This window comes from Streptacidiphilus monticola, assembly GCF_042658505.1.
Taxonomy (GTDB): Bacteria; Actinomycetota; Actinomycetes; order Streptomycetales; family Streptomycetaceae; genus Streptacidiphilus; species Streptacidiphilus monticola.
This window is the reverse complement of the sequence record NZ_JBHSQJ010000103.1, coordinates 35,398-62,321: the sequence shown is the minus strand read 5'-3', so window position 1 is coordinate 62,321 and position 26,924 is coordinate 35,398. Positions and strand designations below refer to the sequence as shown.

23 protein-coding genes are annotated in these 26,924 nt (G+C 72.9%); 11 read left to right on the top strand and 12 right to left on the bottom strand.

What is annotated here, in order from left to right; all coding sequences use genetic code 11:
• Positions 1–566 precede the first annotated feature (566 nt).
• Positions 567–3,083, top strand: coding sequence for a DEAD/DEAH box helicase (locus tag ACFP3V_RS23700; protein ID WP_380586961.1), 2,517 nt, complete (start codon positions 567–569; stop codon positions 3,081–3,083).
• A 65-nt stretch (positions 3,084–3,148) separates the two neighbouring features.
• Here ACFP3V_RS23700 and ACFP3V_RS23695 read toward each other — a convergent pair whose 3' ends face one another.
• Both ACFP3V_RS23695 and ACFP3V_RS23690 read right to left on the bottom strand, forming a co-directional pair.
• The gene (locus tag ACFP3V_RS23695; RefSeq protein WP_380586958.1) at positions 3,149–4,459 is read right to left on the bottom strand and encodes a glycosyltransferase 87 family protein; all 1,311 of its coding nucleotides are present in this window, start codon (positions 4,457–4,459) and stop codon (positions 3,149–3,151) included.
• Between the two features lie 99 nt (positions 4,460–4,558).
• Positions 4,559–6,550 carry a beta-galactosidase gene (locus tag ACFP3V_RS23690; protein WP_380586955.1) on the bottom strand — a complete coding sequence of 664 codons (1,992 nt, stop codon included), beginning with the start codon at positions 6,548–6,550 and terminating at the stop codon, positions 4,559–4,561.
• Positions 6,551–6,713: 163 nt separating this feature from the next.
• Here ACFP3V_RS23690 and ACFP3V_RS23685 point away from each other — a divergent pair, with 163 nt between their 5' ends.
• On the top strand, positions 6,714–7,382 hold the full coding sequence (locus ACFP3V_RS23685) for a response regulator (RefSeq protein WP_380587005.1): 669 nt from the start codon (positions 6,714–6,716) through the stop codon (positions 7,380–7,382).
• The gene (locus tag ACFP3V_RS23680; RefSeq protein ID WP_380586952.1) at positions 7,379–8,500 is read left to right on the top strand and encodes a sensor histidine kinase; all 1,122 of its coding nucleotides are present in this window, start codon (positions 7,379–7,381) and stop codon (positions 8,498–8,500) included. Before ACFP3V_RS23685 ends, ACFP3V_RS23680 begins: the two co-directional genes overlap by 4 nt.
• 787 nt (positions 8,501–9,287) lie before the next feature.
• Here the strand turns inward: ACFP3V_RS23680 and ACFP3V_RS23675 are convergent.
• Positions 9,288–11,066, bottom strand: a complete 1,779-nt coding sequence (locus ACFP3V_RS23675; protein WP_380586949.1) for a phosphatidylglycerol lysyltransferase domain-containing protein — start codon at positions 11,064–11,066, stop codon at positions 9,288–9,290.
• Positions 11,067–11,218: 152 nt separating this feature from the next.
• Entirely contained in the window at positions 11,219–12,505 is a 1,287-nt protein-coding gene (locus tag ACFP3V_RS23670) for a polysaccharide deacetylase family protein (RefSeq protein WP_380586946.1), read from the bottom strand.
• Between the two features lie 226 nt (positions 12,506–12,731).
• Here ACFP3V_RS23670 and ACFP3V_RS23665 point away from each other — a divergent pair, with 226 nt between their 5' ends.
• On the top strand, positions 12,732–13,223 hold the full coding sequence (locus ACFP3V_RS23665; RefSeq protein ID WP_380586944.1) for a VOC family protein: 492 nt from the start codon (positions 12,732–12,734) through the stop codon (positions 13,221–13,223).
• Positions 13,224–13,257: 34 nt separating this feature from the next.
• Here ACFP3V_RS23665 and ACFP3V_RS23660 read toward each other — a convergent pair whose 3' ends face one another.
• Positions 13,258–13,635: a hypothetical protein gene (locus ACFP3V_RS23660; RefSeq protein WP_380586941.1), complete on the bottom strand. Its 378-nt coding sequence runs from the start codon at positions 13,633–13,635 to the stop codon at positions 13,258–13,260.
• The gene (locus tag ACFP3V_RS23655; protein ID WP_380586938.1) at positions 13,632–13,850 is read right to left on the bottom strand and encodes a toxin-antitoxin system HicB family antitoxin; all 219 of its coding nucleotides are present in this window, start codon (positions 13,848–13,850) and stop codon (positions 13,632–13,634) included. The genes ACFP3V_RS23660 and ACFP3V_RS23655 overlap by 4 nt, the downstream gene beginning before the upstream one ends.
• Before the next feature lie 98 nt (positions 13,851–13,948).
• On the opposite strand from ACFP3V_RS23655, the gene ACFP3V_RS23650 reads away from it, so the two are divergent.
• A complete protein-coding gene (locus ACFP3V_RS23650; RefSeq protein WP_380586935.1) occupies positions 13,949–14,566 on the top strand; it encodes an alpha/beta fold hydrolase in 618 nt (205 codons plus the stop codon).
• Positions 14,567–14,603: 37 nt separating this feature from the next.
• Here ACFP3V_RS23650 and ACFP3V_RS23645 read toward each other — a convergent pair whose 3' ends face one another.
• The 4 genes from ACFP3V_RS23645 to ACFP3V_RS23630 all read right to left on the bottom strand — a co-directional run bounded on the left by ACFP3V_RS23645 (position 14,604) and on the right by ACFP3V_RS23630 (position 19,200).
• Positions 14,604–15,662: an aminotransferase class V-fold PLP-dependent enzyme gene (locus ACFP3V_RS23645; RefSeq protein WP_380586932.1), complete on the bottom strand. Its 1,059-nt coding sequence runs from the start codon at positions 15,660–15,662 to the stop codon at positions 14,604–14,606.
• Positions 15,663–15,986: 324 nt separating this feature from the next.
• Positions 15,987–17,045, bottom strand: a complete 1,059-nt coding sequence (locus ACFP3V_RS23640) for a threonine aldolase family protein (protein ID WP_380587002.1) — start codon at positions 17,043–17,045, stop codon at positions 15,987–15,989.
• A complete protein-coding gene (locus ACFP3V_RS23635; protein WP_380586929.1) occupies positions 17,042–17,782 on the bottom strand; it encodes an SDR family NAD(P)-dependent oxidoreductase in 741 nt (246 codons plus the stop codon). Before ACFP3V_RS23635 ends, ACFP3V_RS23640 begins: the two co-directional genes overlap by 4 nt.
• On the bottom strand, positions 17,779–19,200 hold the full coding sequence (locus tag ACFP3V_RS23630; protein WP_380586926.1) for a DUF6421 family protein: 1,422 nt from the start codon (positions 19,198–19,200) through the stop codon (positions 17,779–17,781). The genes ACFP3V_RS23635 and ACFP3V_RS23630 overlap by 4 nt, the downstream gene beginning before the upstream one ends.
• A gap of 165 nt (positions 19,201–19,365) precedes the next feature.
• On the opposite strand from ACFP3V_RS23630, the gene ACFP3V_RS23625 reads away from it, so the two are divergent.
• The 3 genes from ACFP3V_RS23625 to ACFP3V_RS23615 are packed head-to-tail and all read left to right on the top strand — an operon-like array spanning position 19,366 to position 21,919.
• The gene (locus ACFP3V_RS23625; RefSeq protein ID WP_380586923.1) at positions 19,366–20,292 is read left to right on the top strand and encodes an ABC transporter substrate-binding protein; all 927 of its coding nucleotides are present in this window, start codon (positions 19,366–19,368) and stop codon (positions 20,290–20,292) included.
• A 14-nt stretch (positions 20,293–20,306) separates the two neighbouring features.
• Complete coding sequence (locus tag ACFP3V_RS23620) at positions 20,307–21,164, top strand: amino acid ABC transporter permease (protein WP_380586999.1); 858 nt, start codon at positions 20,307–20,309, stop codon at positions 21,162–21,164.
• Complete coding sequence (locus ACFP3V_RS23615; protein WP_380586920.1) at positions 21,161–21,919, top strand: amino acid ABC transporter ATP-binding protein; 759 nt, start codon at positions 21,161–21,163, stop codon at positions 21,917–21,919. The genes ACFP3V_RS23620 and ACFP3V_RS23615 overlap by 4 nt, the downstream gene beginning before the upstream one ends.
• Positions 21,920–21,935: 16 nt before the next feature.
• On the opposite strand, the gene ACFP3V_RS23610 is transcribed toward ACFP3V_RS23615, so the two are convergent.
• Positions 21,936–22,661, bottom strand: coding sequence for a polysaccharide deacetylase family protein (locus tag ACFP3V_RS23610; protein WP_380586917.1), 726 nt, complete (start codon positions 22,659–22,661; stop codon positions 21,936–21,938).
• Positions 22,658–23,827, bottom strand: a complete 1,170-nt coding sequence (locus ACFP3V_RS23605; RefSeq protein ID WP_380586914.1) for an MGDG synthase family glycosyltransferase — start codon at positions 23,825–23,827, stop codon at positions 22,658–22,660. The genes ACFP3V_RS23610 and ACFP3V_RS23605 overlap by 4 nt, the downstream gene beginning before the upstream one ends.
• A gap of 234 nt (positions 23,828–24,061) precedes the next feature.
• Here ACFP3V_RS23605 and ACFP3V_RS23600 point away from each other — a divergent pair, with 234 nt between their 5' ends.
• From ACFP3V_RS23600 to ACFP3V_RS23590, 3 genes are all read left to right on the top strand, one after another.
• Positions 24,062–24,604 carry a DUF5134 domain-containing protein gene (locus ACFP3V_RS23600; protein ID WP_380586912.1) on the top strand — a complete coding sequence of 181 codons (543 nt, stop codon included), beginning with the start codon at positions 24,062–24,064 and terminating at the stop codon, positions 24,602–24,604.
• A 364-nt stretch (positions 24,605–24,968) separates the two neighbouring features.
• Positions 24,969–25,910 carry a M56 family metallopeptidase gene (locus ACFP3V_RS23595; protein WP_380586909.1) on the top strand — a complete coding sequence of 314 codons (942 nt, stop codon included), beginning with the start codon at positions 24,969–24,971 and terminating at the stop codon, positions 25,908–25,910.
• Positions 25,911–26,003: 93 nt separating this feature from the next.
• A complete protein-coding gene (locus ACFP3V_RS23590) occupies positions 26,004–26,921 on the top strand; it encodes a DMT family transporter (RefSeq protein WP_380586906.1) in 918 nt (305 codons plus the stop codon).
• The last annotated feature ends 3 nt before the right edge of the window (positions 26,922–26,924 follow it).

Here is a 26,924-nt window from a genome sequence, read left to right as displayed (position 1 = left end):
CCGGGGCGGCACGGGGCCGACGAATGCGAACCTGCGGGCCCCGCCGGCAGGCTCGCTGCGCCGGGACCGCGCGGGCAGGGGCACGGCCCCAGGGCCGGGGGCAGCCGAATGCGAACCCCCGGGCCCCACCGACAGGCCCGCTCCGCCAGGACCGCGCGGGCAGGGCTCAGCCCCCAGGACCGGGGGCAGCCGAATGCGAACCCCCGGGCCCCGCCGACAGGCCCGCTCGGCCGGGACCGCGCGCGCAGGGGCAACGGCCCCCAGACCCCGGGGATGCCGAAGGCGAACCCCCGGCCCCGCCCGCAAGCCGACTCCGCCGGGATCGCGCGCGCGGAGGCCAGGCCCCCGGCGCCCGAGACAGCCGAAGGCAAACCCCGGCCCCGCCCGCAGGCCCGCTCCGCCGGAACCGGGCGCGCAGGGGCACAGCCCCCAGGGCCGGGGCATCCGAAGGCGAACCCGCGGGCCCCGCCCGCAGGCCCGCTGCGCCGAGGCTGGGCGGGCGGGGGCACGGTCCCCAGGGCCGGGGGGAGCCGGAGGCGAACGCGCGGGCGGGCAGAATAGGGGGCGTGACCCTGACTGATCTCATTCCCTCGCCCGCCACGCCCGACGACCTGTTCACCGCGTTCGCGGAGTGGTCCGAGGAGCGCGGGATCACCCTCTACCCGCACCAGGAAGAGGCGCTGATCGAGATCGTCTCGGGGAACAACGTCATCCTCAACACCCCCACCGGCTCCGGCAAGAGCCTGGTCGCGGCGGGCGCGCACTTCGCCGCGCTCGCGCGCGGCGAGCGCACCTTCTACACCGCACCCATCAAGGCCCTCGTCTCCGAGAAGTTCTTCGACCTCGTGAAGATGTTCGGCACCGAGCAGGTCGGCATGATGACCGGCGACGCGAGCGTCAACCCCACCGCGCCGATCATCTGCTGCACGGCCGAGGTGCTCGCGTCCATCGCGCTGCGCGACGGTTCGCGCGCCGACGTCGGCCAGGTCGTCATGGACGAGTTCCACTTCTACGCCGAGCCCGACCGCGGCTGGGCCTGGCAGGTTCCGCTCATCGAGCTGCCGCAGGCCCAGTTCCTGCTGATGTCGGCCACCTTGGGCGACGTGCGCAAGTTCGAGGCGGACCTCAAGCGCCGCACGGGCCGGGACACCACCACGGTCGCCGGGGCCGAGCGCCCGGTACCGCTGTTCTACGAGTACCGGGCCACCCCCATCCACGACACGCTGGAGGAGCTGCTGCAGGGCGGCCAGGCGCCGGTCTACGTCGTGCACTTCACCCAGGCGCAGGCCGTCGAACGGGCGCAGGCGCTGATGAGCATCAACATGTGCACGAAGGCCGAGAAGGAGGCCATCGCCGCGCTCATCGGCAACTTCCGCTTCACCACCAAGTTCGGCCGCAACCTGTCCCGCTACGTACGCCACGGCATCGGCATCCACCACGCCGGCATGCTGCCCAAGTACCGGCGGCTGGTGGAGCGGCTCGCCCAGGCCGGCCTGCTCAAGGTGATCTGCGGCACCGACACCCTCGGCGTCGGCGTCAACGTGCCCATCCGCACGGTGCTGTTCACCGCCCTGTCCAAGTACGACGGGCAGCGCGTGCGGCTGCTGCGCGCCCGCGAGTTCCACCAGATCGCGGGCCGCGCCGGACGGGCCGGCTACGACACCAAGGGTCTGGTCGTCGCCCAGGCCCCGGAGCACGTCATCGAGAACGAGCGGGCCGTGGCGAAGGCGGGCGGCGACCCGAAGAAGAAGCGGAAGGTGGTCCGCAAGAAGGCCCCGGACGGCTTCGTCTCCTGGGGCGAAGAGACCTTCAACAAGCTGATCGAGGCTCAACCCGAGCCGCTGGTCAGCCGGTTCCGGGTGAGCCACCTGATGCTGCTCTCGGTCATCAACCGGCCCGGCAACGCCTTCGAGGCGATGAAGCACCTGCTGCTGGACAACGACGACGACCCGAAGGCGCGCCGCCGCCACATCCGCGAGGCCATCGCGGTCTACCGCTCGCTGCTCGCGGGCGGCGTCGTGGAGAAGCTGGACGAGCCCGACGAGACCGGGCGCGTGGTGCGCCTGACGGTCTCGCTGCAGGACGACTTCTCCCTCACCCAGCCGCTGTCCACCTTCGCGCTGGCGGCCTTCGAGCTGCTGGACCCGGAGTCCCCCTCCTACGCCCTGGACGTGCTCAGCGTCGTCGAGTCCACCCTGGACGACCCGCGGCAGATCCTGGGCGCGCAGGAGAACAAGGAGCGCGGCGAGGCCGTCGCCGAGATGAAGCGGGACGGCATCGAGTACGAGGAGCGGATGGAGCGGCTCCAGGAGATCACCTATCCGAAGCCGCTGGAGGAGCTGCTGGAGCACGCCTACGACGTGTACCGGCGCGCCCACCCGTGGATCAGCGACCACCCGCTGCGCCCCAAGTCCGTCGCCCGCGACCTGTACGAGCGGGCGATGACCTTCACCGACTACGTCGGCTTCTACGAACTCCCGCGCGCCGAGGGCCTGGTGCTGCGCTACCTGGCCTCCGCCTACAAGGCGATGGAGCACACCGTCCCGGACAGCATCAAGACCGAGGACCTGCGCGACCTCGTCTCCTGGCTCGGCGAGCTGGTCCGCCAGGTCGACTCCTCCCTGCTCGACGAGTGGGAGCAGCTGGCCAACCCGGAGGACGAGGAGGAGATCGAGCAGGCGCTGGAGGAGAAGACGGAGCCGGTCACCAGGAACACCCGCGCCTTCCGGGTCCTGGTCCGCAACGCCATGTTCCGCCGGGTGGAGCTGGCCGCCCTCGAACGCTACGACGAGCTGGGCGAGTTGGACGCCGAGGACGGCGGCTGGGACGCCGACCGGTGGGCCGACGCCATGGACGCGTACTGGGACGAGCACGACGACCTGGGCACCGGCCCGAACGCCCGCGGCCCGAAGATGCTCCTCATCGACGAGGAGTCCCTCCAGGGCGCCTGGCTGGTCCGGCAGATCTTCGACGACCCGGACGGTGACCACGACTGGGGCATCAGCGCCGAGGTCGACCTGCACAGCTCGGACGAGGAAGGCCGCGCCGTGGTCCGGGTCACCTCCGTCGACCGCATGGACTGAGCGCAACGGCCCTTCACGGGACACCGGCTGACTGCCCGTCAGTGGCCGCCCGTCAGCCTCCCGCGTCAGCCCACGCCGACGCGGGAGGACGCCTGCTCGGGCACGCGGGCGAGACCGCCGCCCGGGGGCAGCAGCGGGCGGGCCCGGCGCAGGTAACGCCAGCCGCCCAGCCCCAGCAAGGCGAGCCCGAGCAGCGGGTAGGGGGCGGCGAACGCCTGCAGCCAGGCGGGCACGGCCAGGTCGCGCGGCCCCTTGTGCGGGACCAGCCACATGGAGTTGGCGCAGAACGCCAGCCCGACGGCGGCCAGCACGACGCGCCACCGGCGCGGTCGCACCAACCGGGCACGCTCCTCGGCCGCTTCGGCGGCGAGCAGCACCAGCAGCGGGACGCACCAGACCCAGTGGTGGGTCCAACTGATCGGCGAGATCAGCAGCATGGTCACCGCGCAGCACACCACCGACCACGCCTGCGGCCGGCGCAGGGCGACCGGCCGGCGCACCAGCAGCACGGCCAGCGCCAACCCGCCGACGGCGACCAGCCCGGCCAGCAGGGTCACCGAGATCCCGGCGTGGGTGGTGTGCAGGATCCGGTCCACCATGCCGCGGACCGACTGGTTGTCGACGATGTATTCCTTTCCGACCCTGCGGGTCTGGTACAGGTACTTCGTCCAGAATCCCCAGGAGGCGCCGGGCAGAAAGGCCGCGCCCACGGCAATGGTGGCCAGGAACGACACGACCGCCCGGCCGGCCGTGCGGAAACGCCCGGTCAACAGCAGATAGACGATGAAGAACCACGGCGTCACCTTGAGCCCCGCAGCGATTCCCAGCCCGATTCCGGCAAACCGGTTCCGGTCCGCCCGAATGACGTCGGCCAGTACCAGAACGGCTATCAGCAGGTTTATCTGCCCGTAGCGCAACGTCGTGTAGACGGGCTCCAGCCAGACGCCGAAGCCCACCGCCGCGACCGCGGCGTGCGGTCGCCGCTCGGGCCCGGGCCAGCCGACCAGGCGGCACGAAAGCACCGCCAGGTAGCCGAGCAGGACCAGGTTCGCGCAGGTCACGGCGACCCGGAGGAAGCCGACCGGGAGGAAGGCGAAGGGGGTGAACAGCAGGGCGGCGAACGCCGGGTAGGTGGCCGGCAGGTTTCCGTGGGTGCGCAGCCGGTAGAGGTCGTCGCCGTGCACGACGGCCGCCCCCTCGGCGCGGTAGACCAGCATGTCCACCATCGAGGTGTGGATGAAGTGCCGCACGATCGCGTAGGCGACCAGGGAGAACAGGGCGAAAAGGGTCAGCCGGCGGAGAAACCGGTCGCCGCGCCACACCTCCCGGATCCTCGCGGTGCGCGCGCCCACCCCGGCCCCTCCCAGAAAAGACACAGCGAACTCCCGACTCGACCGGGGAGCCACACTAGTCGGTCCCGTTCCGCATCAGCCAGGCGGGCACTCCGCGATCTTCGAACGTGCCCGAACAGACGGTCACTCGGCGGGCGCCGCCACCACCCGCACGGTTCCTGCGGGAACGTGGAGTTCACCGTCCCGCAGGGGGACGACGGCGTCCACGTCCGCGTGGTTGATGACGAACTGCCAGATCCGCTCGCCGTCGGTGCGCTCCACCCGCTCGACGCCCTCGGGGAGTTCGGCGGGGGCGTGCAGTCCCGCGTCCGCCAGGGCCGCGCGCAGGACCGCGTCCAGGGTGCTCGGGTCGGGGGCCGTGGCGACGTACCAGGCGGTGCCGGTGCCGTAGGTGTTGCGAGTGACGGCGGGGCGGTCGGCGGCGGGACCGTCCGCGTGGCGCAGCACGGCTGACGCCCCGTCGAGCCGCAGGTCCTCGGCCCAGCGGCTCCCGCTTCCCGGCGCGCCGGCCACCGCCTCGGCGACCAGGGTGGTCCTCTCCCCCGCCCGCAGCGGCAGGAACTCCTCGGTGCGCACACCCAGGACGTCCCGCAGGGCGCCGGGGTAACCGCCCAGGTGGACCGCGTCGTGCTCGTCGACGATGCCGCTGAAGTAGGAGACCAGCAGGGTGCCGCCGGTGGCGACCCAGCCGCGCAGGTTCTCCGCCCACTCGTCGCGGGTCACGTACATCGAAGGGACGACGACAAGCTGATAAGTCGACAGATCGTCACCGGGATGGACGAAGTCGACGGTGACCCCGGCCCGCCACAGCCGCTCGTAGTAGGCGTCCACCCGCTCCCGGAAGTCGAGCTCGACGGAAGGGCGGCCCTCCAGGCCCAGGGCCCACAGCGACTCCCAGTCCCAGACCAGCGCCGCCCGCGCGGTCACCCGGCTGCCCCGGACCTCCGCCAGCCGCCGCAGCTCCGCGCCCAGTTCGGTGACCTCGCGCCAGACCCGGGTGTCCGTGCCGGCGTGCGGCACCATCGCCGAGTGGAACTTCTCGGCTCCCGCCCGGGAGGCGCGCCACTGGAAGAACAGCAGCCCGTCCGCGCCCCGGGCCAGGTGCGCCAGGCTGTTGCGGGCCAGCTCACCCGGCCGCTTCGCGAGGTTGCGCGGCTGCCAGTTGACGGCCGAGGTGGAGTGCTCCATCAGCAGCCACGGGCGGCCCCCGGCCAGCGAGCGGGTCAGGTCGGCGGCCAGGGCAAGGTCGATGTGGTTGTCGGCGCGCTCCGCGGCCAGGTAGTGGTCGGTGGCGACCAGGTCCACCTCGCGGGCCCACTGCCAGTAGTCCAGCGCGCCGCAGGCCCCCGCCATGAAGTTGGTGGTGACCGGTGTGTGCGGGTCGAAGGAGCGGATCACGTCGCGCTCTGCGCGGAAGCGCCGCAGCAGGGCGTCGGAGGAGAAGCGGCGGAAGTCCAGGCGCTGCGCCGGGTTGACCGCCGTCGGGGCCTCGCGCGGGGCGTCCACCTCTTCGAAGGAGCCGTAGCGCTGGCCCCAGAAATCGGTGCCCCACGCCTCGTTGAGCGCCTCCACGCTCTTGTACCGCTCCGCCAGCCACTCCTGAAAGGCCGTCACCGACTGCGCGCAGTAGCACTCGGAGACATGGCAGCCGAACTCGTTGTGCACGTGCCAGAGCACCACCGCCGGGTGCCCGCCGTAGCGGCGGGCCAGTTCGGTCGTGATCGCGTCGGCCGCCGCCGCGTACGCGGGCGAGCTGGGGCAATAGGTCTGCCGCGAGCCGCCGCCCAGCACCGTGCCGTCCCGGCGCACCGGGCGTGCCTCGGGGTGCGCCCTGAGGAACCAGGCGGGCACGGCGGCGGTCGGCGTGGCCAGGTCCACCGCGATGCCGCCCTCGTGCAGGAGCCCGATCACCCGGTCCAGCCAGCCGAAGTCGAACTCTCCCGGGCGCGGCTCCAACCGGGACCAGCTGAAGACGCCGAGGCTCACCAGGTTCACCCCGGCCTCGCGCATCAGCGCCACGTCCTCCGGCCAGACGTGCTCGGGCCACTGCTCCGGGTTGTAGTCCCCGCCGTAGGCGAGGCCGTCCAGCCGGAGGCCGCCGCCGCGCTGTGCCATGGATCACTCCCTCTGCCCGCACACCGCCGGGAACCGTCCCGGACGCCGGAAGCCTCTCCCGTTCGAACGGGCTTCGGCAAGCCCCCGCCCGGCTGACCCACCGCCCTCGTACCCTCTTGTGAGGGACGCACGGCAGCACAGAAAGGCCCGCACCTTGATCAACGTGGTCATCGTCGACGACGAGACGCTCGTCCGCTCCGGACTCAGCCTGATCGTCGGCTCGGCCCCCGACATCGAGGTGGTGGCCACCTGCTCCGGCGGCGAGGCCCTGTCCGTCATCGACCGACACCGGCCCGACGTCGTCCTGCTCGACATCCGGATGCCCGACGTCGACGGCATCACCGTGCTGCGCGCGCTGCAGGAGCGTCCCGAACGGCCGGTGGTCGCGATGCTGACGACCTTCGACACCGACGAGTACATCGGCACGGCGCTGCGCGGCGGCGCGATGGGCTTCCTGCTCAAGGACACGGACCCGGAGCAACTCATGCACGCGGTCCGGGTCCTGGCCTCCGGCGGGCGGATCCTCTCCCCCACCGTCACCGACACCGTCATCGCCGGCTACCTCGACGCCGGCCCCGACAAGCAGACCGCCGCCCGGCTCGCCACCATGACCACCCGTGAACTGGACGTGCTGGCCCTGCTGGGCGAGGGCCTCTCCAACGCCGACATCGCCGCCCGGCTCTACCTCAGCACCGGCACGGTCAAGGACCACATCAGCGCGATCCTCGCCAAGCTCGGCACCGCCAACCGGGTCCAGGCCGCGGTCTTCGCCCACCAGGCCGGCCTGATCGCGGCTGAGGGCCGCGCCCGACCGCGGGACGAGGACGCGTGAGGCGCGCCTGGTACACCGCGCCCTGGCTGACCCTCGCCGTCCCCTTCCTCCTCGCCTGCGCGGACGCGCTGCTCGCGGACGACCTCGACTCCCGGGTCCAGCTCGGCACGGCGCTGCTCGCCGCCTTCGCCCTGCTGCTGCGTCGGCGGCTGCCCCTGCTCGCACTGCTGCTGACCCTGCCCGGGCTGCAGCTGGGCTACATCTGGCTGGCCCCGATGACCGCCCTGTACTCGGTGGCGGCGGAACGGCGGCGCCGGGTGGAGACCGCGTGCTGCGCGGTCCTGGTGGGGCTGGCGGACTTCTGGCCCTGGCCCTGGAACGAGGTCACCCTGGGCTGGGACCGGACCACGGCGCTGGCCGTCATGTACGCCCTGCTGACGGCGGGCGCGCCGGTCGCCTTCGGACTTCTCGTGCACACGCGCCGGGAACTGGCCGTCCGGCTGGACGAACTGACGCGGGGCCAGGAACGGGAACGGCGGCTGCTGGAGCAGAGCGTCCTGGCCAAGGAGCGGGCCCGGCTGGCCCGGGAGATGCACGACGTGGTCTCGCACCAGGTCAGCCTCATCTCGATCCAGGCCGGCGCACTGCAGCTGCGTGCGGAGGACCCGCAGGCGGTGGCGGAGTCGGCCCGGACGATCCGTCAGTTGTCGGTCAAGACACTGGAGGAGCTGCGCCAGATGGTCGGCGTGCTGCGCGCGGCGGCGGGCGGTGACGTGTCCCGGCTGACCCCGCAGCCGCGGCTGGACGACCTGCCCCGGCTGGTCGCGGCGTGCGGGCTGGACGCCGCGCTGGAGCTGCCCGAGGGTCTGGCGGGCTTCCCGGAACCGGTGCAGCGGGCGGCGTACCGGACGGTGCAGGAGGGTCTGACCAATGTGCGCAAGTACGCCCCCGGTGCCGACGTGGTGGTCCGGCTGCGTGGCGAGGCCACGGTGCTCCACGTCACCGTCGAGAACGGCCCGCCGTCCCCGGACGCGGAACCCCTCCTCCTCCCTTCGGGCGGCCACGGCCTGATCGGCCTCCGGGAACGCGCCCAACAGCTGGGCGGCTCCCTCTCCGCCCGCCCCACCCCCGCAGGCGGCTTCGTCCTCACCGCCCGCCTCCCCTCCCAACGCACCTGACCCCCGTCAACCGTCAGGGGGCGCAGCCCCGTCAGGGGGCGCAGCCCCGTCAGGGGGCGCAGCCCCGTCAGGGGGCGCAGCCCCGTCAGGGGGCGCAGCCCCGTCAGGGGGCGCAGCCCCGTCAGGGGGCGCAGCCCCGTCAGGGGGCGCAGCCCCGTCAGGGGGCGCAGCCCCGTCAGGGGGCGCAGCCCCGTCAGGGGGCGCAGCCCCGTCAGGGGGCGCAGCCCCGTCAGGGGGCGCAGCCCCGTCAGGGGGCGCAGCCCCGTCAGGGGGCGCAGCCCCGTCAGGGGGCGCAGCCCCGTCAGGGGGCGCAGCCCCGTCAGGGGGCGCAGCCCCGTCAGGGGGCGCAGCCCCGTCAGGGGGCGCAGCCCCGTCAGGGGGCGCAGCCCCGTCAGGGGGCGCAGCCCCGTCAGGGGGCGCAGCCCCGTCAGGGGGCGCAGCCCCGTCAGGGGGCGCAGCCCCGTCAGGGGGCGCAGCCCCGTCAGGGGGCGCAGCCCCGTCAGGGGGCGCAGCCCCGTCAGGGGGCGCAGCCCCGTCAGGGGGCGCAGCCCCGTCAGGGGGCGCAGCCCCGTCAGGGGGCGCAGCCCCGTCAGGGGGCGCAGCCCCGTCAGGGGGCGCAGCCCCGTCAGGGGGCGCAGCCCCGTCAGGGGCGCGAGGAACTGCGCGAGCAACACACCACCCAGGGAGGTTCGTCCCGCAGACGGGGTCGGACCTCCCCGAGTGGGGGGCCGTTCGCGCAGTTCCTCGCGCCCCTGACGGGGCTGCGCCCCCCTGAGGAAGGTGCGACTTACGCCGCGCGCTCCAGTTCCCGTTCCTGCTCCCGTGTCGACGGCTTCGCCGTCGTTGCGCGGCGGCGCGCGCCGAAGAGGGCGGGAAGCCGCGGCGCGGGGAGGAACCCTTCCGCGCAGGCGTTCGCGAGGGCGATGCGGGGCAGGTCCCTGCTCCGCTCGAAGAGCACGTACCGCGGCTCCCACTGGGGGTGGTACTTCGCGTTGGCCCGGTACAGCGACTCGATCTGCCACCACCGCGAGAAGAACACCAGCACCGAACGCCACGCCCGCAGGAACGGACCCGCGCCCAGCCGCGACCCGCGCTCGAACACCGCCCGGAAGACCGCGAAGTTCAGCGACACCCGCTCCACGCCCAAGTCCCGCGCCTGGCCCAGCAGTTCAATGATCATGAACTCCATCAGGCCGTTCTCGGACTGCCGGTCCCGCCGCATCAGGTCCAGCGAAAGACCCCGCTCGCCCCAGGGCACGAAGCTCAGCAGGGCGCGCAACTCGCCCTCGCCGTCCCGGCATTCGAGCATCACGCAGCACCCGTCGTCGGGGTCGCCCAAGCGGCCGAGCGCCATGCTGAAGCCCCGCTCCGTCGCGCCGTCGCGCCACTGGTCCGCGCGGCGGACCAGGGTCTCCATCTCCTCGTCGGCGATGTCCTCGTGACGGCGGATCCGCACCGAGTACCCGGCGCGCTGGACCCGCTTGTGGGCCTGGCGGACCACGCGCATCGCGCGTCCCTCCAGGGAGAAGTCGGCGACCTCGACGATCGCCTCGTCGCCCAGCTCCAGCGCGTCCAGACCGTGCCGGGCGTAGACCGTGCCGCCCTCCTCGCTGGCGCCGGTCACCGCCGGGACCCAGGCGTGGTCGCGGGCGTCGCGCAGCCAGGCCTCGATGGCACCGGGCCACGCCTCGACGTCGCCGATGGGGTCGCCCGAGGCCAGCGAGACGCCGCCGAGCACCCGGTAGGTCACCGCGGCCTTGCCGCTGGGCGAGAAGATGACGCTCTTGTCGCGCCGCAGGGCGAAGTACCCCAGCGAGTCCCGGGCGCCGTGCCGTTCCAGCAGCGCGCGCAGCCGCTGCTCGTCCTCCCGGCTCAGGTACTCGGTGCCCTTGGGCGCGCGGAACAGCGCGTACAGCACGACCAGCAGCACGCCCACGCTCATCACGTTGATGCCGACGTCCACCCAGCGCGGCACGTCCACGTCGGCCACCCCGGCGGGCTCGAAGCCCATGGTCAGCGCGCGGACGAAGACGTAGTGGACCCGGTCCGCGATGCTCGCCTCGGGGGCGCCGCCGGTGACCGAGACCAGCAGCGTGCCGAGCAGCAGCGTCAGCGCGCCGCCGCCGAGCAGGACGCCGGTGGCCAGCCGCGGGTTGGCCCGGTCGCCGCGCACCTGGAAGTGCTGACGTCCCGTCAGCAGGGCCGTGGTGAACAGCGCGGTGAGGCCGGTGGACACCCAGTTGAACCAGTGGCTGCGCACCGACGGCTCCGCGGCCAGCGCCAGCAGCATGCCCAGCACGGTCAGGCCGGCCAGCACCCCGTTGGCGATCCAGGCGGCGCGCTTGCGCCGGTTCATCATCACCGCGAGGAACAGGGCGAAGACCGCCGAACTGAAGCCCGCCGTCAGCAGGTAGGGGGTGTAGAAGTCCCCCTGGTTGTGATGGCGGATCTGGTCCCGGAAGGAGAGCGAGACGCCACCGAGGAGGTCGAGGCAGCAGACGACGCGCAGGTACCAGATGGCGGTACGGGCGCTGATGCGGCTCAGGCGGGTGCCGGACTCGTTCACAGCTGGGTCACTGCTCCGTGGGAGGGGAATGTGCAGGTCTGGTACTAGGACCAGCTTGGCCCCGCCCGGAGCCCGGTTCGTCACTCCAGGGTCTGGCCCGCACCCCCGCCGTTCGGCGGGTTTCCGGCCCGACCCGCCGGACGGCGCAACCGTCAGCTGTGCGCCGGCGTCCCGCTCGCGGTGCCCGCCGGGGTCCGCGTGCCACCGGTGTACTCGGCCCAACTGGTCGGCTTCTGGCCGGGGTTCAGCGTGCGCAGCTTGGCCAGCACGGCCGGGTCCTGGACCTCCAGCCACTCCACCAGCTGCCGGAAGGACACCAGGCGGACATCGGGCTGGGCCGCGATGTCCCGCAGCGCCCGCTCCACCGCCACCATGTAGATGCCGCCGTTCCAGCTCTCGAAGTGGTTGCCGATGAAGAAGGGCGCGCGGTTGGTGGTGTAGGCACGCCGGAAGCCGGCCATGTAGGCCTGGTACGCCTGCTCCTGCCACATCGGCCGCTTGGCCGGGTCGCCCTTGACGCTGCCGCCGGACTGGTTGGCCAGCATGTTGTAGTCCATCGACAACACCTGGAAGCTGTGCCCGGGGAACGGGATCGACTGCAGCGGGAAGTCCCACAGCCCCTGCCGCTTGCCGGGCCACATCTGCAGGCCGCCGGGGGAGCTGGCGTCGTACTTCCAGCCCAGCGCGCGGGCGGTGGGCAGCAGCCGGTCCTGGCCGAGCAGGCAGGGGGTGCGCGCGCCGATCAGCTCCTTGCGGTAGTCGAAGGGCAGCGGCGGCAGGTCGGTGAAGCCGGTGTTGGTGCGCCAGTTCTGCACGAAGCCGATGGCCTGCTCGATCTCGCTGCGCCACTGCGCCGGGGTCCACACGCCCACGCCGGTGCCGGGGCTGCAGAAGTGGCCGTTGAAGTGGGTGCCGATCTCGTGGCCCTCAAGCCACGCCGGGCCCACCTGCTGCAGCGTGGCACGGATGTGTTCATCCGTCAGGTACCCGATGTCCGAGGCACCCGGCTTGTGGCCGGGCGGCAGGTAGAGGTGCTTCTTGGACTCGGGCAGCAGGTAGATGCCGGACAGGAAGAAGGTCATGGTGGCCTTGACCTCCTGGGCCACCTGGCGGAAGTGCGAGAACAGCTTCTTGCTGTCCTCGCCGGCGCCGTCCCAGGAGAAGACCACGAACTGCGGCGGACGCTCGCCCGGCTCCAGCCTGCGCGGCACCGGCTGGTGCGGCTGCGGTCCGGAGTCCGAGGTGGAGCCGTCGCCGATCAGCTTGGCCTGCGGCACCGTCGGGCTCGCCGACGCGGAGCCGCCGCGACCACGGGGATGGGCGTCGCCCGCGTCGCCCTGCTGTTGGCCGGCCGAGCTGCTTCCGCAGGCGGCGAGACCGAACGCCGCGGTGGCGGCCGCGCTCCCGGCGATGACGTTCCTGCGCGAGATCGCGCCCATGCGGACACCTTGCCTTCCGTGACGGTACTGGCGTGCGAAGGGGGAGACGCCTGGGCCGAGAATACGGTTCGCCCCGAACGACCCCAAGTAAGCGAGATGTCAAGCATCGCTGAGCGAGGCGAACGGGTGGTGAACTGACGCGCCGTCAAGGACCGCCTTTCCCTGATTCGAGTGAAAGTCGGAAGAATCGGATGACAGTGGCGGTGTCCCGGAGAAGGCTGGGGACATGAGCAGCCACAAGCAGAAGATCACGACCTTCCTCTGGTTCGACGACCAGGCGCAGGAGGCCGCCGAGTTCTACGTCTCCGTCTTCGGCGGCGAGTCGCGGATCACGGATGTGCAGCGCTACGGAGAGGCGGGCCCGGGCAAGGCCGGCTCGGTGATGACGGTGGCCTTCGAGCTGGCCGGCCAGCAGTTCGTCGCGCTCAACGGCGGCCCGATGTTCCCCTTCACCGAGGCGATCTCCCTGTCCGTCGACTGCGCGGACCAGGCCGAGGTGGACCGCTACTGGGAGGCGTTGACCTCCGGCGGCGGCCAGGAGTCGCAGTGCGGCTGGCTCAAGGACAAGTACGGGCTGTCCTGGCAGATCGTGCCCCGGCAGCTGCCCGAACTCCTCGGCGATCCGGACCCGGCGCGGGCGCAGCGGGCCATGCAGGCCATGCTGCAGATGCGCAAGCTCGACGTCGCCGCCCTGCGCGCGGCGGCCGACGCCGGCTGAGCCCTGGCCCTGTCGACAAGGAGTCGACGAGGATCTAAGGGGTCGTCAACTTCCGCAGCGCCTCAGCGGTGGCGAAGACGTCGTTGCGGCCTTCCTTCGCGTGCTCGACCAGGTCGGCCAGCGCGAAGCTGTTCGGCAGCGGCTCCACTCCGGCCATGGCCAGATAGGAGCGGGTGAGCGTGGCCGCGTAGAACTCGTTCATCGGGCTGTCCAGCGGCGGGCACACCGAGAGCGTGTGCAGCAGCGCGGCCGCCCGCCAGGGCACGTCCCGCGGCGGCTCGTCGGCGACCAGCACGACGTCGCTGGCGTGCCGGGCTATGGCCGCGCTGATGCCCGAGGGGTCCCACACCGTGGGGTCGGAGGGCAGATGATGTGCGAGGACGTTCCAGGCCCAGGCCTCATCAGCCTTCACGCGCTCTTCCTTCCGAAGCGCTCCTGGAAGTACGCCCAGTTCTCAGGGGTGTTGAACTCAGCGGCGGCGTCCAGGAAGCGCTGCCGGTCCATGTCCAGTTCCCGCTTGGCGGCCTCGGTCACCAGAGCGGTGATCGTGGTGCCCTCAGCGGCTGCCCGCGCGGCCAACCGGGCGTGGAACTCCTCGTCCACCCGGATGGTGATGTGCTTCGACATGACCTCACTGTACAGCGGGGCTGCTGTACAGCGGCAGGCCTCCACGAAACCCACCCGAACGGCTCCCGCGCACGTCCTTGCTCGCCTATCCTCCGCCCATGGCACGCCCCCTGTTCCTGATCCACGGCGGTCTGTGGGAGGACGACATGACCGCCGACCGCTTCTGGCACCGACCCGGCGTCATCTCCCGGCTGCGGGAGGACGGTTGGGTACCGCAGACGCCGAACCGGCTGCCCCGCCCCGCCTCCTGGGAGGCGGAGGCCGCGCACCTGGCCCGGCTGCTGCCCGACGGCCCCGTCCCGGTGATCGCCGCCTCCAACGGGGCGAGCGTCGGCGTCCGGCTGGCCCTGGCCCACCCGGCGCGCGTCTCCGCCCTGGTGCTCGCCTGGCCCGCGACCGCGGGCGATCCGCAGCTCGACCAGGCGACCCGGGTGGCCCACGGGCCAGGGGTCGAGCCCCTGCTCGCCGGGGAGACGCTGCGCGGCGTCCGTGACGACGAGTTGGCGCGGCTGCGCCTTCCCGTCGCCGTCGTCCCGGCCCCGCCGGAGAGCCCGTGGCACCAGCGCCACACCGCCGACGCCCTGCTCAAGCTGGTCCCGGACGCCGTCGAGCTGCCCGTCTTCCCGGAGACCCCGCACCCCGGATTCGCCGGTCGCGCCGGGGAGTTCAGCGAGGCGCTGGCCGGCTTCCTGCGCAGCCGGACCGCAGCGTCCTGAGTCCTGCGGCCCGGCCGCGCCACGGGAAGGCGGCAGGTCAGGTCAGTTTCCGCAGCACCGCCAGGGCGGCGTCCGCATCGCCCTGGCCGTTGTAGAGATGGAAGCCCGTGCGCAGGTTCCCGGCCCGGACGCTGGCACGGACGCCGGCCGTCTCCAGCGCCTTCGCCGCGTCGCCCAGGCCGGGCACGCTGACGATCGCGGACCGCGGCTGGTCCAGCGGGCGCAGGCCGATCGCGCGCAGGCCCTCGCGGAAGTACGCCGCGAGCGCGAGATTGTGCGCCCCGATCCGCTCCGTGCCGGTCTCCTCGATCAGGGCCAGCGACTCGACCGCGCCGGCGAAGCAGAGCCAGACCGGGGAGGAGTCGAAACGCCGTGCGGAGGCGGCGAGTTCGATCCGGTCGTAGCAGTTGGCCCAGGGGTCCTCGCCCGCGTACCAGCCCGGCGCCACCGGGCGCAGCCCCTCCGCCGCCCGGGGGGCGATGCCGAGGAAGGCGACGCCGCGCGGCGCGAGCAGCCACTTGTACGCCGCGGCGACGACGTAGTCCGCCCCGGTGTCCCGCAGGTCGGCCCAGCCCAGGGCCTGTGTCGCGTCCACGAGCAGCCGGGCGCCGTGCGCCCGGGTGGCCTCGCGGATCGCGGCCAGGTCGGCCACCCGCCCGTCCGCGGACTGCACCGCGGAGACGGCGACCAGCGCCGTCCGCTCCGAGACGGCCTCGGCCAGCCGCTCCAGCGGCGCCTGACGCACCCTCAGCCCGGGCCGGTGCTGGAACGGACCGGTGACGGAGGTGAACTCGCCCTCCGCGAGGAGCACCTCGGCGCCCTCGGGCAGAGCGGTGGCGACCGCCCCGACCAGCGGCGCGGCGGTCGCCCCGATCGCGACGTCGCCCTCGCGGAGGCCGACCAGCCGGGCGAAGGCGGCCCGGGTCCGGTTCACCTGGCCGTCGAAGTCGGGTGCGTGCAGCCTCCCGGCCGCCCACTCGGCCGTCACCGCGGCCATGGCCGCCACGGCCCGGCGCGGCGGCAGCCCCATCACGGCACTGTTCAGGTAGACGGTCTCGGCGGCGAACTCCTGCGGACACAGCGGCTCAAGATCCATGTCCGCCATCCTGCGCCAACCACGCCGGCGCTGTCACGGCTTGGGTCCTGTCCGGCGGATCTTCCCGGGCCCGCGCCGCCTGACACGGCCTCCCCCGAGCCTCCGGCCGGAAGCTGCCGCCACCCTGCGTTGCCGAAACGCCCACGTACGTCCAGTACGAGGGCGCTCCGCCGCCTTGGAGCCGGCCGCGCCTGGGGGCACCGCCCGCCCGAAGGGTGGGGGAACGACGCGGGCTGATCCGGCAAGATCCGCCGGACCGGCCCTGGACGCAGAACGCCCGGGGCGCGGGTGAGCGCTCCGGGCGTTCCGTGCCGGTACGGACTCCTACCGGGCCATCTCCTCGGCGATGGCCGCGGCGAAGCCGTCGATGTCGGCCTCGGTGGTGTCGAAGGCGCACATCCAGCGGACCTCGCCGGTGTGCTCGTTCCAGAAGTAGAAGCGGTAGCGCTTCTGCAGGCGCTCGCTCACCTCGCGCGGCAGGATCGCGAAGACCGCGTTGGCCTGGACCGGCCGGACGACGGTGACGCCGTCGATGTCCTTGACCGCCGCCTCCAGCCGCTTGGCCATGGCGTTGGCGTGGCTCGCGCTGCGCAGCCACAGGTCGCCGGCCAGCAGCGCCTCGAACTGCGCGGAGACGAAGCGCATCTTGGAGGCGAGCTGCATGGACGTCTTGCGCAGGAAGGTGATGTTCCTGACCGCGTCCGGGTTGAGCACCACCACGGCCTCGCCGAGCAGGAGGCCGTTCTTGGTGCCGCCGAAGGAGAGCACGTCCACGCCCGCGTCGGTGGTGAACTCCCGGAACGGAACGCCCAGCGAGGCGGCGGCGTTGGCCAGGCGGGAGCCGTCGACGTGGACGAGCATGCCGCGCTCGTGCGCGTGCTCGCAGATCGCGCGGATCTCCTCGGGCGTGTAGAGGGTGCCCAGTTCGGTGCTCTGGGTGATCGAGACGGCCAGCGGCTGGGCGCGGTGCTCGTCGCCCCAGCCCCAGGCCTGACGGTCGATCAGCTCCGGGGTGAGCTTGCCGTCCGGCGTCGGCACGGTGAGCAGCTTGATGCCGCCCATCTTCTCCGGCGCGCCGCCCTCGTCCACGTTGATGTGCGCGGTCTCGGCACAGACGACCGCGCCCCAGCGGGGCAGCAGCGCCTGCAGCGACACGACGTTGGCGCCGGTGCCGTTGAACACCGGGAAGGCCTCGGCCCGCGGGCCGAAGTGGCGGCGGAAGACCTCCTGGAGGTGGGCGGTGTAGTCGTCGCCGCCGTAGGCGATCTGGTGGCCGCCGTTGGCCAGGGCGATCGCCGCCAGCACCTCGGGGTGCACTCCGGCGTAGTTGTCGCTGGCGAACCCGCGCACGGCGGGGTCGTGGTGTCGTACAGCGTCGGTCATCGGGGCGTCAGCCACAGATGGGTTCCGTTCAGTTCGTTCGCGGGCTTGGTCCACAACTCGGCCATGGCGTCGGCGAGTTCGTCGACGTGGGTGAACCCGGGGAACTTCGCCTCGGGCTTGGCCTGGCGCATCTCGTCCGTCAGCAGGGCCTTGATGACGAAGATCGTGGCGGCCGCCTGCAGCTCCTCCTCCCCCGCCAGCTTGGCGAAGGAGTCGGCCATCGCCAGGGTCCACGACTCCGAGGCGGCCTTCGCGGCGGCGTACGCCGCGTTGCCGGCCGTCGGCTTGTGCGCGCCGGACTGCGAGACGATCGCGAAGCGCCCCGCGTCGCTGCGCCGCAGCGCGTCGTGGAAGCCCAGGCTGGTGTGCTGGAGCGTGCGCACCAGCATGTCCTGCAGGAAGTCCCAGTCGGACAGGTCCGTGTCCATGAACTTCTTGCCGCCGCGCCAGCCGCCGACCAGGTGCAGCAGGCCGTCCACCCGGCCGTGCTCGGCCTCGATGTGGTCGGCCCAGTCGTGCGCGGCCTGCGGGTCGAGCAGGTCGACGACCTGGCCGACGACGGTGGCCCCGGGCACCGCCCGGCGCACCGAGTCGGCCAGGGAGTCCAGGCGGCGCGCGTCGATGTCGGCGCAGGCGACCGTCGCGCCCGCCCGGGCGAGGCGGTGCACCACGGCGTGCCCGGCCGCGCCGGTGGCACCGGCGACGGCGATCACACGCCCCTTGAGCGACTGGTTCACGCGGCACTCCTGAGCTCGCTGGTTCCGGTGATGCCCTTGGTCGAGTCGATCACACCGGCGAGCTTCTTCGCCAGCGCCTCGAAGAACATGCTGAGCGGGAACTCGTCCGGCAGCACAGCATCGCACAGGGCCTTGTTGAGCGCCTTCGCATCGCTCGGCGAGGAGTGCTCGGCGAACGGGAGGGCGTCCGCGCCCTTCGCCCAGACGGACGCCGGGTGCGGGGTGAGGTAGCGGGAGACCAGCTCGTAGGCGGCGAGCCAGTGGGCGGTCTTCGGCCGGTCGATGCCGTCGCGGTAGAGGGTCTCGATCTCGGCGCAGAGGTCGGTGGTCACCTCGGCGACGCGGTCCCAGTCGATGCGCAGCCTGTTGTCCGTCCAGCGCAGCGCGTCGTGCTTGTGCAGGTAGGAGAAGAGCAGCTGGCCGCCGAGGCCGTCGTAGTTGCGGACCCGGCCGCCGCTGACCGGGAAGCGGAACATCCGGTCGAAGAGGATCGCGTACTGGACCTTGCGGCCCTGCTCGTAGCCCTCCTTCTCGAGCCGGACGGCCTCCTTGAAGGCGGTCAGGTCGCAGCGGAGCTCCTCGAGCCCGTACATCCAGAAGGGGCTGCGCTGCTTGATCATGAAGGGGTCGAACGGCAGGTCGCCGTGGCTGTGGGTGCGGTCGTGGATCAGGTCCCACAACACGAAGGTCTGCTGGGCGAGCTGCTGGTCCGTCAGCAGCTCGGCCGCGTCCTCGGGGATCTCCAGGCCGAGGGTCTGCACGGCCGCGGTGGAGACGGCGCGGAAGCGCGCGGCCTCGCGGTCGCAGAAGATGCCGCCCCAGGTGAAACGTTCCGGCACCTCGCGGACGGCGACGGTCTCCGGGAAGAGCACGGCCGAGTTGGTGTCGTAGCCGGCGGTGAAGTCGGTGAAGGTGATCGGCACGAACAGCGGGTTGTCGAAGCGGGTGCGCTCCAGCTCCGCCAGCCAGTCCGGCCAGACCACGTCGAGCAGCACGGCCTCGAGGTTGCGGTTCGGGTTGCCGTTCTGCGTGTACATCGGGAAGACGACCAGGTGGCTGAGGCCGTCCTCGCGCTGGGAGGCGGGCTGGAAGGCCAGCAGCGAGTCCAGGAAGTCCGGCACGGCGTAGCCGGAGTCCGCCCAACGGCGCAGGTCCGCGAGCACCGCATCGAGGTAGGCGGCATCGTGCGGGAAGTGGGGGGCCAGCTCGGCGACCGCCGCGAGGACGGTGTCGAGGTGGGCGTCGACCTGCTCGCGGGCGTGTTCGCCCAGGTCGATGGAGCCGTCCTTGGCCTGCAGCGGGCGCAGGGCCTCCACCGCGGCCTTGAGCCGCTCCCAGGCGGGGAGTTGGGCGATGCGCGCCGAAGTAGTGGCAGAGGATTTGCCTGCTGCGACGAGGGTGGGCGAGAGATTTTCCATGTCTACCCTGCCTTGACCGAAGGAACTGTGGTGTTCCCACCGTATATACGAAAGGTCTTTCGTCTCAAGTGGGAGTGGTCACGTTCACCGGGCGTCACAGCACGCAAGACCCTGCTGACCAGCCCGTCACATCACGCCGGTACGCTGCCGTCCACCTGCGCCGTCATGAACCTTGGAGCCCGAGTGACCCGCTTGCCCGGTACCGCCCGCCTGTCCGCGATCGCCGCCGCTGCCGCCGCCCTGCTCGGCCTCGCGGCCTGCGCGCCGCAGGACAACGGCGCCGGTTCCGCCTCGTCCTCGTCCCCCACCGCGTCCGGCTCCGCCGCGGCCGCCTCCTGCGCGCCCGGCGCGCTCAGGACGCAGACCGCGGGCACATTGACCATCGGCACCGACAACCCGGCCTACGACCCGTGGTTCCAGGACAACAAGCCGTCCAGCGGCAAGGGCTTCGAGTCTGCCGTCGCCTACGCGGTCGCCAAGCAGCTGGGCTACCCGACCGACAAGGTCGCCTGGACCACGGTCCCCTTCAACAACGCGATCACGCCGGGCGTGAAGAAGTTCGACTTCGACATCAACCAGGTCTCGATCTCGGACGAGCGCAGGCAGGCCGTCGACTTCTCCTCGGGCTACTACGACGTCCGCCAGGCCGTGGTCACCCTGAAGGACTCCAAGTACGCCGGGGCGACCACGGTGGCCGCGCTCAAGGGCGCGAAGATCGGCGCCCAGGTCGGCACCACCGGTCTGACGGTCGTTCAGAAGACCGTCAAGCCCACGCAGCAGCCCAGCGTCTTCGACACCACCGACCTGGCCAGCGCCGCGCTGAAGAACAAGCAGATCGACGCCATCGTGGTCGACCTGCCCACCGCCTTCTACATCACCTCGGTCCAGGTACCCGACGCCAAGGTCGTCGGCCAGTTCCCCGCCGACGCCGCCACCGGCTCCGCCGAGCAGTTCGGCCTGGTCCTCACCAAGGGCTCGCCGCTGACGACCTGCGTCTCCCAGGCCGTGGACGCGCTGCGCGCCGACGGCACCCTGGCCAGGCTGGCCAAGCAGTGGCTGCCGGCCTCGGACACCGCCGCGGTCCTGAAGTGACACTCGAGGAGGACATGCGGCGGGACGCCTACGTCCCCTCGGAGCGCCGGCTGGCCCGCGAGGCCTACCGGCGCTCCCGCGCCCGGCGCTCCGCCCTGATCGCCGCGCTCAGCACGGTCGCCGTCGCCGCCGTGCTCTACTTCGTGATCACCGGCTCCCCCGGCTGGCCGCGGACCCGGCAGACCTTCTTCGACGGCCACTACGCCCGCGAGGCGGTCTCGCCGGTGCTGCACGGCCTGGTGCTCAACCTGCAGTTGCTGGCCGTCTGCGGCGCCTCCGCTCTGCTGCTGGGCCTGGCCATCGCCCTGGTGCGGACCCTGCGGGGGCCGGTCTTCCTGCCGCTGCGCCTGCTGGCCACCGTGTACGTGGACTTCTTCCGCGGGCTGCCGCTGATCGTGCTGCTGCTGATCGTGGTCTTCGGCGTCCCCGCGCTGCAGCTGACCGGCGTCACCACCGATCCGGTGGCGCTGGGCGGCACCGCCCTGGTCGTCAACTACTCCGCCTACATGGCCGAGGTGTTCCGGGCCGGCATCGAGTCCGTCCACCCCAGCCAGCGGGCCGCCGCCCGGTCGCTCGGCCTGAGCTACCGTCAGACGCTGCGCCACGTGGTGCTGCCCCAGGCGGTGCGGCGGGTGCTGCCGGCCCTCGTCAACGACCTGGTCTCGCTGCAGAAGGACACCGGCCTCGTCTACATCGGCGGAGCGGTGGACGCGGTCGCGGCCGCGCACATCCAGGCGGCGAGCTCGTTCAACTACACCCCGTACGTCGTCGCCGGCCTCGCGTTCGTCGTGCTCACCATCCCGATGACCCGCTTCGCGGACTGGCTCGGCCGCCGCACCGACCGCCAGCGCGCACAGGGAGCCCTGGTATGACCGCAGTCGCCACTCCGGTGCTCCGCCTGGAGTCCGTCCGCAAGACCTTCGGCGAGCACGTCATCCTCCACGACGTCGACCTCGACGTGCCCGAACACACCGTCACCGCCCTGATCGGCGCCTCGGGTTCGGGCAAGTCCACGCTGCTGCGCTGCGCGAACCTGCTGGAGCGGATCGACGACGGCGCGATCTTCCTGGACGGCGAGGAGATCACCGACCCGGCGGTCAAGGAGGACGAGGTCCGGCGGAAGATCGGGGTGGTCTTCCAGGCGTACAACCTCTTCCCGCATCTGACGGTGCTGCAGAACATCACCCTGGCCCCGCGCCGGGTGCTGCGGCAGAGCAAGCAGGCGGCGGAGGCGCACGCCCTCGGACTCCTCGACCGCCTGGGTCTGGCCGCGAAGGCGCGCTCCTACCCCGACCAGCTCTCCGGCGGCCAGCAGCAGCGTGTCGCGCTGGTGCGCGCCATCGCCAACGAGCCGCGGGTGCTGCTGCTGGACGAGATCACGGCCGCCCTCGACCCGGAACTGGTCGGCGAGGTCCTGGAGGTGGTCTGGGACCTGAAGCAGCAGGGCATGACGATGGTGATCGCCACCCACGAGATGGCCTTCGCCCGCGACGTCGCGGACCAGGTCTGCTTCCTCGCCGACGGCGTCATCCTCGAACAGGGCCCTCCCGCACAGGTCTTCGGCGCCCCGCAGCACGAGCGCACCCGCCGCTTCCTCTCCCGCCTGGACGCGGCCGGCCGACTCTGAGGCCCACTCCGGCGTCCTACCGGTGCTCGCCCATCGGGCCGACGTGCCAGCCGTGGCGCTCGCAGTGGTCCAGCAGGCGCGGCAGCGCGGCCAGGGTGGCGGTCCAACTCGCGGGCGCGGACGTGCAGTCGGAGTCGTGCAGCAGGATCGTCCCGCCCGATTCCAGATTGCGGGTGACCGTGCGGTAGACCGACGTGCCAGTCGCGCCCGCGCGCCAGTCCGCGCCCCAGCTGGTCCACAGCACCGGCTCCATGCCCAGCTGCCGCGCCGAGCGCAGCGCGGCCGTGGTGGCGACGCCGTACGGGGGGCGGTAGAACCGCGGCTGCTCGCCGGTCGCGTCGGTGACCAGGTCCCGGGCGCGGCGCAGGTCGTCGTAGGTCGCCCGCGGGCCGCGTGCGACCATCGGCCGGTGCAGGTAGCCGTGGACGGCCACCTCGTGACCGGCGGCGACGATCTCCTTGGCCAGCCCCGGCTCGCGCTCCAGCATGAAGCCCAGCAGGAAGAACGTGGCCCGCACCCCGCGCCGCTCCAGCAGCGAGAGGAAGCGCGGGGTGGACAACGGGTCCGGGCCGTCGTCGAAGGTGAGCGCCACGTGCCCGGGCCGGCCCACGCCGCCGTAGCGGGGCAGCAGCCGGCGGCGCAGCGGCTCCAGCGGCTGAACGCCCGTCAGCGCGGGTGCGGCCTGGGCCAGGACGAGTCCGCCGGCGACCCCGGCGGCGGCCTTCAGCAGGCGGTGGCTCACGGTGCGGCCTCCAGTTCGCGTGCGGGAAGGTGGTCGGCGACGGCGGGGCGGGCCAGACCGGCCGAGCGCAGCAGTACCTCGACGGCGTCGGCGCCCCAGGCGGACGCCCGGGCCCCCGAGCGTACTGCCTCGTCCAGTGCGGACGCCAACTCGCCCTGGCTGCGCACCCACCGGGCCACTCCTGCCTCGTCCAGCGCCGCCGAGTTGGTCAGCCCGTGGCCCGGTATCGAGCGGTAGGTGAGCACCGGCAGACCGCAGGCCACGGCCTCCAGGACGCTGATCCCGCCCGCGTTCTGGACCAGCACGTCCGCCGCGTGCATCAGGCCGGGCATGTCCTGCGTCCAGCCGACGGCGTGCCGCACCCCGGCGGCCAGCAGCCGCTCCCGCAGCGGCTCGTTGCGCCCGCAGGCGACGACGCACACCAGGTCCGGATCGGCCGCCTGGATGTCCGCCAGCGTCCGCTCCAACTCGCCCGCGCCCCACGAGCCGCCGACGAGCAGGGCGATCCGCGCGTCCAGGGGCAGGCCCCAGCGGATCCGCGCCGCCTCGCGGCTGCGCTCGGTGGTCGGGGTGAACCGCCGGTCCACCAGCGGCCGGACCACCTGCACCTTGCGGCACCCCGCCGAAGCGGCCTGGGCGGCGGGCACCTGATGCACCGCCAGATGCGCGTCCACGTCGGGCGAGGCCCACAGCCGGTGGACCGAGAAGTCCGTCAGGTAGGTGTGCACGGGCTGGTGCACCCGCCCCTGCGCGCGCAGCCTGCCGAGCACCTGGCTGGCCAGCGGGTAGGTGGAGACGACGATCCGGGTGTCGGCGGACAGCAGCCGGCGCATCCGCCGCCCGGCCAGGGCGGTGAACAGCCGGGCCTGAGCCCGCATCATCCGCGGGCTGTCCAGCCCCCCGTAGAGCAGCCGCCAGGTCCAGGGGGCCAGCTCCAGCATCCGGTGGTAGGTCCCCACCAGCAGCCGGCCCGCGCCGGCGGGCAGCAGGTCGAGGAAGTCGTAGCGGTCGACCTCGATCCCGGCCTCGGTGAGCCGGGCGGTCAGCTCCCGGGCCACCGCGTCGTGCCCGGCGCCGACCGCGGCGGAGACCACCACCGCCCGCGCGGGGGCGGTGCGCGGCGGCGCGTGGCGGCGGGCGAGGGGGAGGCGGATCAGTCGGCCCATGGCGGTGAATCGTCCCTGCGTGGTGTCGGTCTGAACGTGCCTCACCAAGCTATGGACGGGCCCTCGTTGAAGCGGCAGACCACGGGACGATTCGGTCCCCGGCCATCCGTAGTCCGCCAGAGTGACGAAACCCCCGGCGTACTCCTGCAGGAGTACGCCCGTGCGCCCCCGCTGCGCCCTGTGCGGACGGCGCGGCGGGCGGGACGCTGGGGCCACCGGTGGGAGGGAGTGCGGATGCGGGGTTCCGCCGTCGTCGCGTGGCTGCTGGTGCTGCTGGTCGGCTCCGCCGGGTCCTACTGCCTCGCCCGCGTCTGCCTGCGCCGGGGGGCTCCGGTGACGGAGCGTCAGGCGGACGCCTCCGAGGCGGTGATGGGCCTGGGCATGGCCGTGATGGCGCTGCCCCACGGCTGGGGGATGCGACTGCCCGCCCCCCTGTGGCTGACCGTCTTCGGCGCGGCGGCGGCCTGGTCGCTGTGGTGCGCCGTGCGCCACAGGGGAGCGCGCGGACACCACGGCTACCACGCGGCGGGGCACGCGGCGATGCTCTACATGGCGGTCGCCATGGCCGCCTCCCCCCACGACGGGATGCCCGGCATGACGGCCGGGGCCCCGGCCGTCACCGGCCCGCTGCTCCTCTTCTTCTGCGCGGCGGCACTGCGCTTCGGCCTCCGCCTGTCGCCTGCGGCGGGCCCGGACACGTCCCCCACGGCCCTCCTCCCCCACGCCTGCCGCGTCATCATGGCCCTCGGCATGTCCGCCATGCTGGTCACCCTGTGACGGACCCTCAGTTGCACGCCCCTCCAGGGGCGCGAGGATCCCCCGGCCGAAGGCCGGGGGTGCGTGCCCCCACGGCGGGAAGTGCCCCCACCGCGAGCAACACACCACCCGCGGAGGTTCGACTGGCGATCCGGGTCGAACCTCCGTGAGTGGTGGGCTGGTCGCGGTGGGGCACCTCCCGCCTGGGGGCACCCCCGGCCGAAGGCTGGGGGAGGGTGGGGCATCCCCGCGCCCCTGGCGGGGCCGTGGGTGGTGTCCGTCACCTTTCCGCGGACCCGCTGACGGGGCCGCGCGCCAGCGCATAGGTTGGGGGCGGCGTGCACCGTCGCCCGCCGTTCCGTGTCCCGCGCGGAGGTTGTCTGCCGTGACTGCGCTGCCCGCCCTCCTCGGGCTCGGCCTGCTGCTGGGCATCCTCGTGCCCCCGCGCCTGGCCCGCGCCCCCTGGACGGAGCGGGAACCCGTGCTCGCCCTGTGGGCCTGGCAGTGCCTCGTCCTCGCCGTCATCCTCTGCTGCCTGCTGGCACTCGTCCTGACCGGCTCCGCCGCCTGGCCCGAGGTGCGGGCCCTGCTCTTCTCCGGCGCCCCCGTCGGCGTCGCCGCCGCCTACGACTTCCCGCTCTCCCGCTCCTGGGCGATGGCCGCCGCGTTCCTCTTCGCCATCGGCGGCCTGCGCACCCTGATGGCCCTCGCCATCGAGGTGTGGACCGCGCGCACGCTGCGCCGCCGCCGTGCGGACGAACTCGCCGCGCGCGCACCGGACCTGCACCCCGAGCTGGTGCCGGCCGGGGGCGGAGGCAGCCGTTCCCGGCTCGTCGTCATCGAGAGCCACGAGCCGCAGGCCTGGTCCCTGCCGAGGCCCGACTCCCGACTGGTCGTCAGCACCGGGGCGCTGCAACGGCTCAGCGACCGCGAGCTGGACGCGCTGCTCGCCCACGAGCGCGGCCATCAGCGGGCCCGGCACCACTGGCTGCTGCAGACGGCCGAGGCGCTGAGCGCCGGCTTCCCCTCCGCCCGCGTCTTCGCGCTCTTCCGCGACCAGGTGGGCCGGCTGGTCGAGCTCGCGGCCGACGATTCAGCCGCCCGGCGGCATGGGCGCCTGGCGACCGCGATCGCCCTCGTCGAGCTGAACCCGGACGAGCGGGTGCTCGGCCCGCACGCCGAGATCCCCGCCCGGGTGGACCGCCTGCTCGCCGGACGGCCCCGGCTGCCGCTGGCACGCAGGCTGGCCGTGGGTGCGGCGGCCCTCGCGCTGTGCGCCGCCCCGGTGCTGCTGGCACTCGCCCCGGGGCTCACCGCACTGGGCTGAACAGGGGTCCTTCTCTCACCCAGGTCCGGCACCTTTATCACGGGCCCGCGCTACGCTGCGATGGAACGACTGGCGACTTCAGGGGGTCCCCCCGTGACGGTCTTCTTCCTGGGCGTGGGCGCCGCCTGTCTGCTCGGCCTGGGCTTCGTGCTGCAGCAGCACGCGGCCCAGCGGGCCCCGAAGGCGGACCTGCTCTCCTTCCGGCTGCTGCTCGACCTGATGCGGCAACGGGAGTGGCTGTTCGGCCTGACCTTCATGGTCGTCGGGCAGCTGTTGAGCGCGGCCGCCCTCTCGGCGGGCCGACTCTCCCTGGTGGAACCGCTTCTGACGACCAATCTGGTCTTCGCCATGCTGCTGGCCCGCTGGACCTCGGGCGAGAAGCTCGGCCGCTCGGGTTGGGGCGGGGTCCTGCTGCTCGCGGCCGGGGTGTCCACCTTCATCCTGGCGGGGCAGCCGACCGGCGGCGGGCGGCCCGCCGGGGAGCTCCAGCACTGGCTCGTCGTCGGCATCGTCGCGGGTCTCGCGCTGCTGCTCGTGTCCGGCGCCCGGCGGATGCCGCTGGTGCGCGAGGCGACCCTGCTGGCCACCGCCGCCGGTCTGCTCTACGGCCTGCAGGACGGGCTGACCCGGACCACCGGCCTGCGCTTCGACGCCGGCGGCCTGGGCTCGGTGCTGACGTCCTGGCAGACGTACGCCATCGTGGCCATCGGCATCATCGGGCTGGTGCTGGTGCAGAGCGCCTTCGAGTCCGCGCCGCTGAAGATGTCGCTGCCCGCGCTGACCGCCGCGCAGCCGCTGGCCGGGATCGTCTGCGGCGTCGGCTTCCTCGGCGACCGGCTCAACGTCAACGCGGGCGCGTTGGCCTGGGAGAGCGTGGGGCTGGTCTGCATCGTGGTCGGCGTCGTCGTGATCGGCCGCCACCCGGCGCTGCCGGACACCTGCATAGAGGAGACGGTCCGGGCCGCGCAGGAGGAGGCCGCCGTCCACGGCAGCACCGCCCTGCGTCACTGACGC

Excerpts from the sequence above, each read along its gene's own strand:
- ACFP3V_RS23690 (WP_380586955.1), bottom strand. The coding sequence starts at position 6,550 with ATGGCACAGCGCGGCGGCGGCCTCCGGCTGGACGGCCTCGCCTACGGC.
- ACFP3V_RS23670 (WP_380586946.1), bottom strand. The coding sequence starts at position 12,505 with ATGGGCGCGATCTCGCGCAGGAACGTCATCGCCGGGAGCGCGGCCGCC.
- ACFP3V_RS23665 (WP_380586944.1), top strand. The coding sequence starts at position 12,732 with ATGAGCAGCCACAAGCAGAAGATCACGACCTTCCTCTGGTTCGACGAC.
- ACFP3V_RS23655 (WP_380586938.1), bottom strand. The coding sequence starts at position 13,850 with ATGTCGAAGCACATCACCATCCGGGTGGACGAGGAGTTCCACGCCCGG.
- ACFP3V_RS23650 (WP_380586935.1), top strand. The coding sequence starts at position 13,949 with ATGGCACGCCCCCTGTTCCTGATCCACGGCGGTCTGTGGGAGGACGAC.
- ACFP3V_RS23645 (WP_380586932.1), bottom strand. The coding sequence starts at position 15,662 with ATGGATCTTGAGCCGCTGTGTCCGCAGGAGTTCGCCGCCGAGACCGTC.
- ACFP3V_RS23640 (WP_380587002.1), bottom strand. The coding sequence starts at position 17,045 with ATGACCGACGCTGTACGACACCACGACCCCGCCGTGCGCGGGTTCGCC.
- ACFP3V_RS23630 (WP_380586926.1), bottom strand. The coding sequence starts at position 19,200 with ATGGAAAATCTCTCGCCCACCCTCGTCGCAGCAGGCAAATCCTCTGCC.
- ACFP3V_RS23625 (WP_380586923.1), top strand. The coding sequence starts at position 19,366 with ATGAACCTTGGAGCCCGAGTGACCCGCTTGCCCGGTACCGCCCGCCTG.
- ACFP3V_RS23620 (WP_380586999.1), top strand. The coding sequence starts at position 20,307 with ATGCGGCGGGACGCCTACGTCCCCTCGGAGCGCCGGCTGGCCCGCGAG.
- ACFP3V_RS23615 (WP_380586920.1), top strand. The coding sequence starts at position 21,161 with ATGACCGCAGTCGCCACTCCGGTGCTCCGCCTGGAGTCCGTCCGCAAG.
- ACFP3V_RS23605 (WP_380586914.1), bottom strand. The coding sequence starts at position 23,827 with ATGGGCCGACTGATCCGCCTCCCCCTCGCCCGCCGCCACGCGCCGCCG.
- ACFP3V_RS23600 (WP_380586912.1), top strand. The coding sequence starts at position 24,062 with ATGCGGGGTTCCGCCGTCGTCGCGTGGCTGCTGGTGCTGCTGGTCGGC.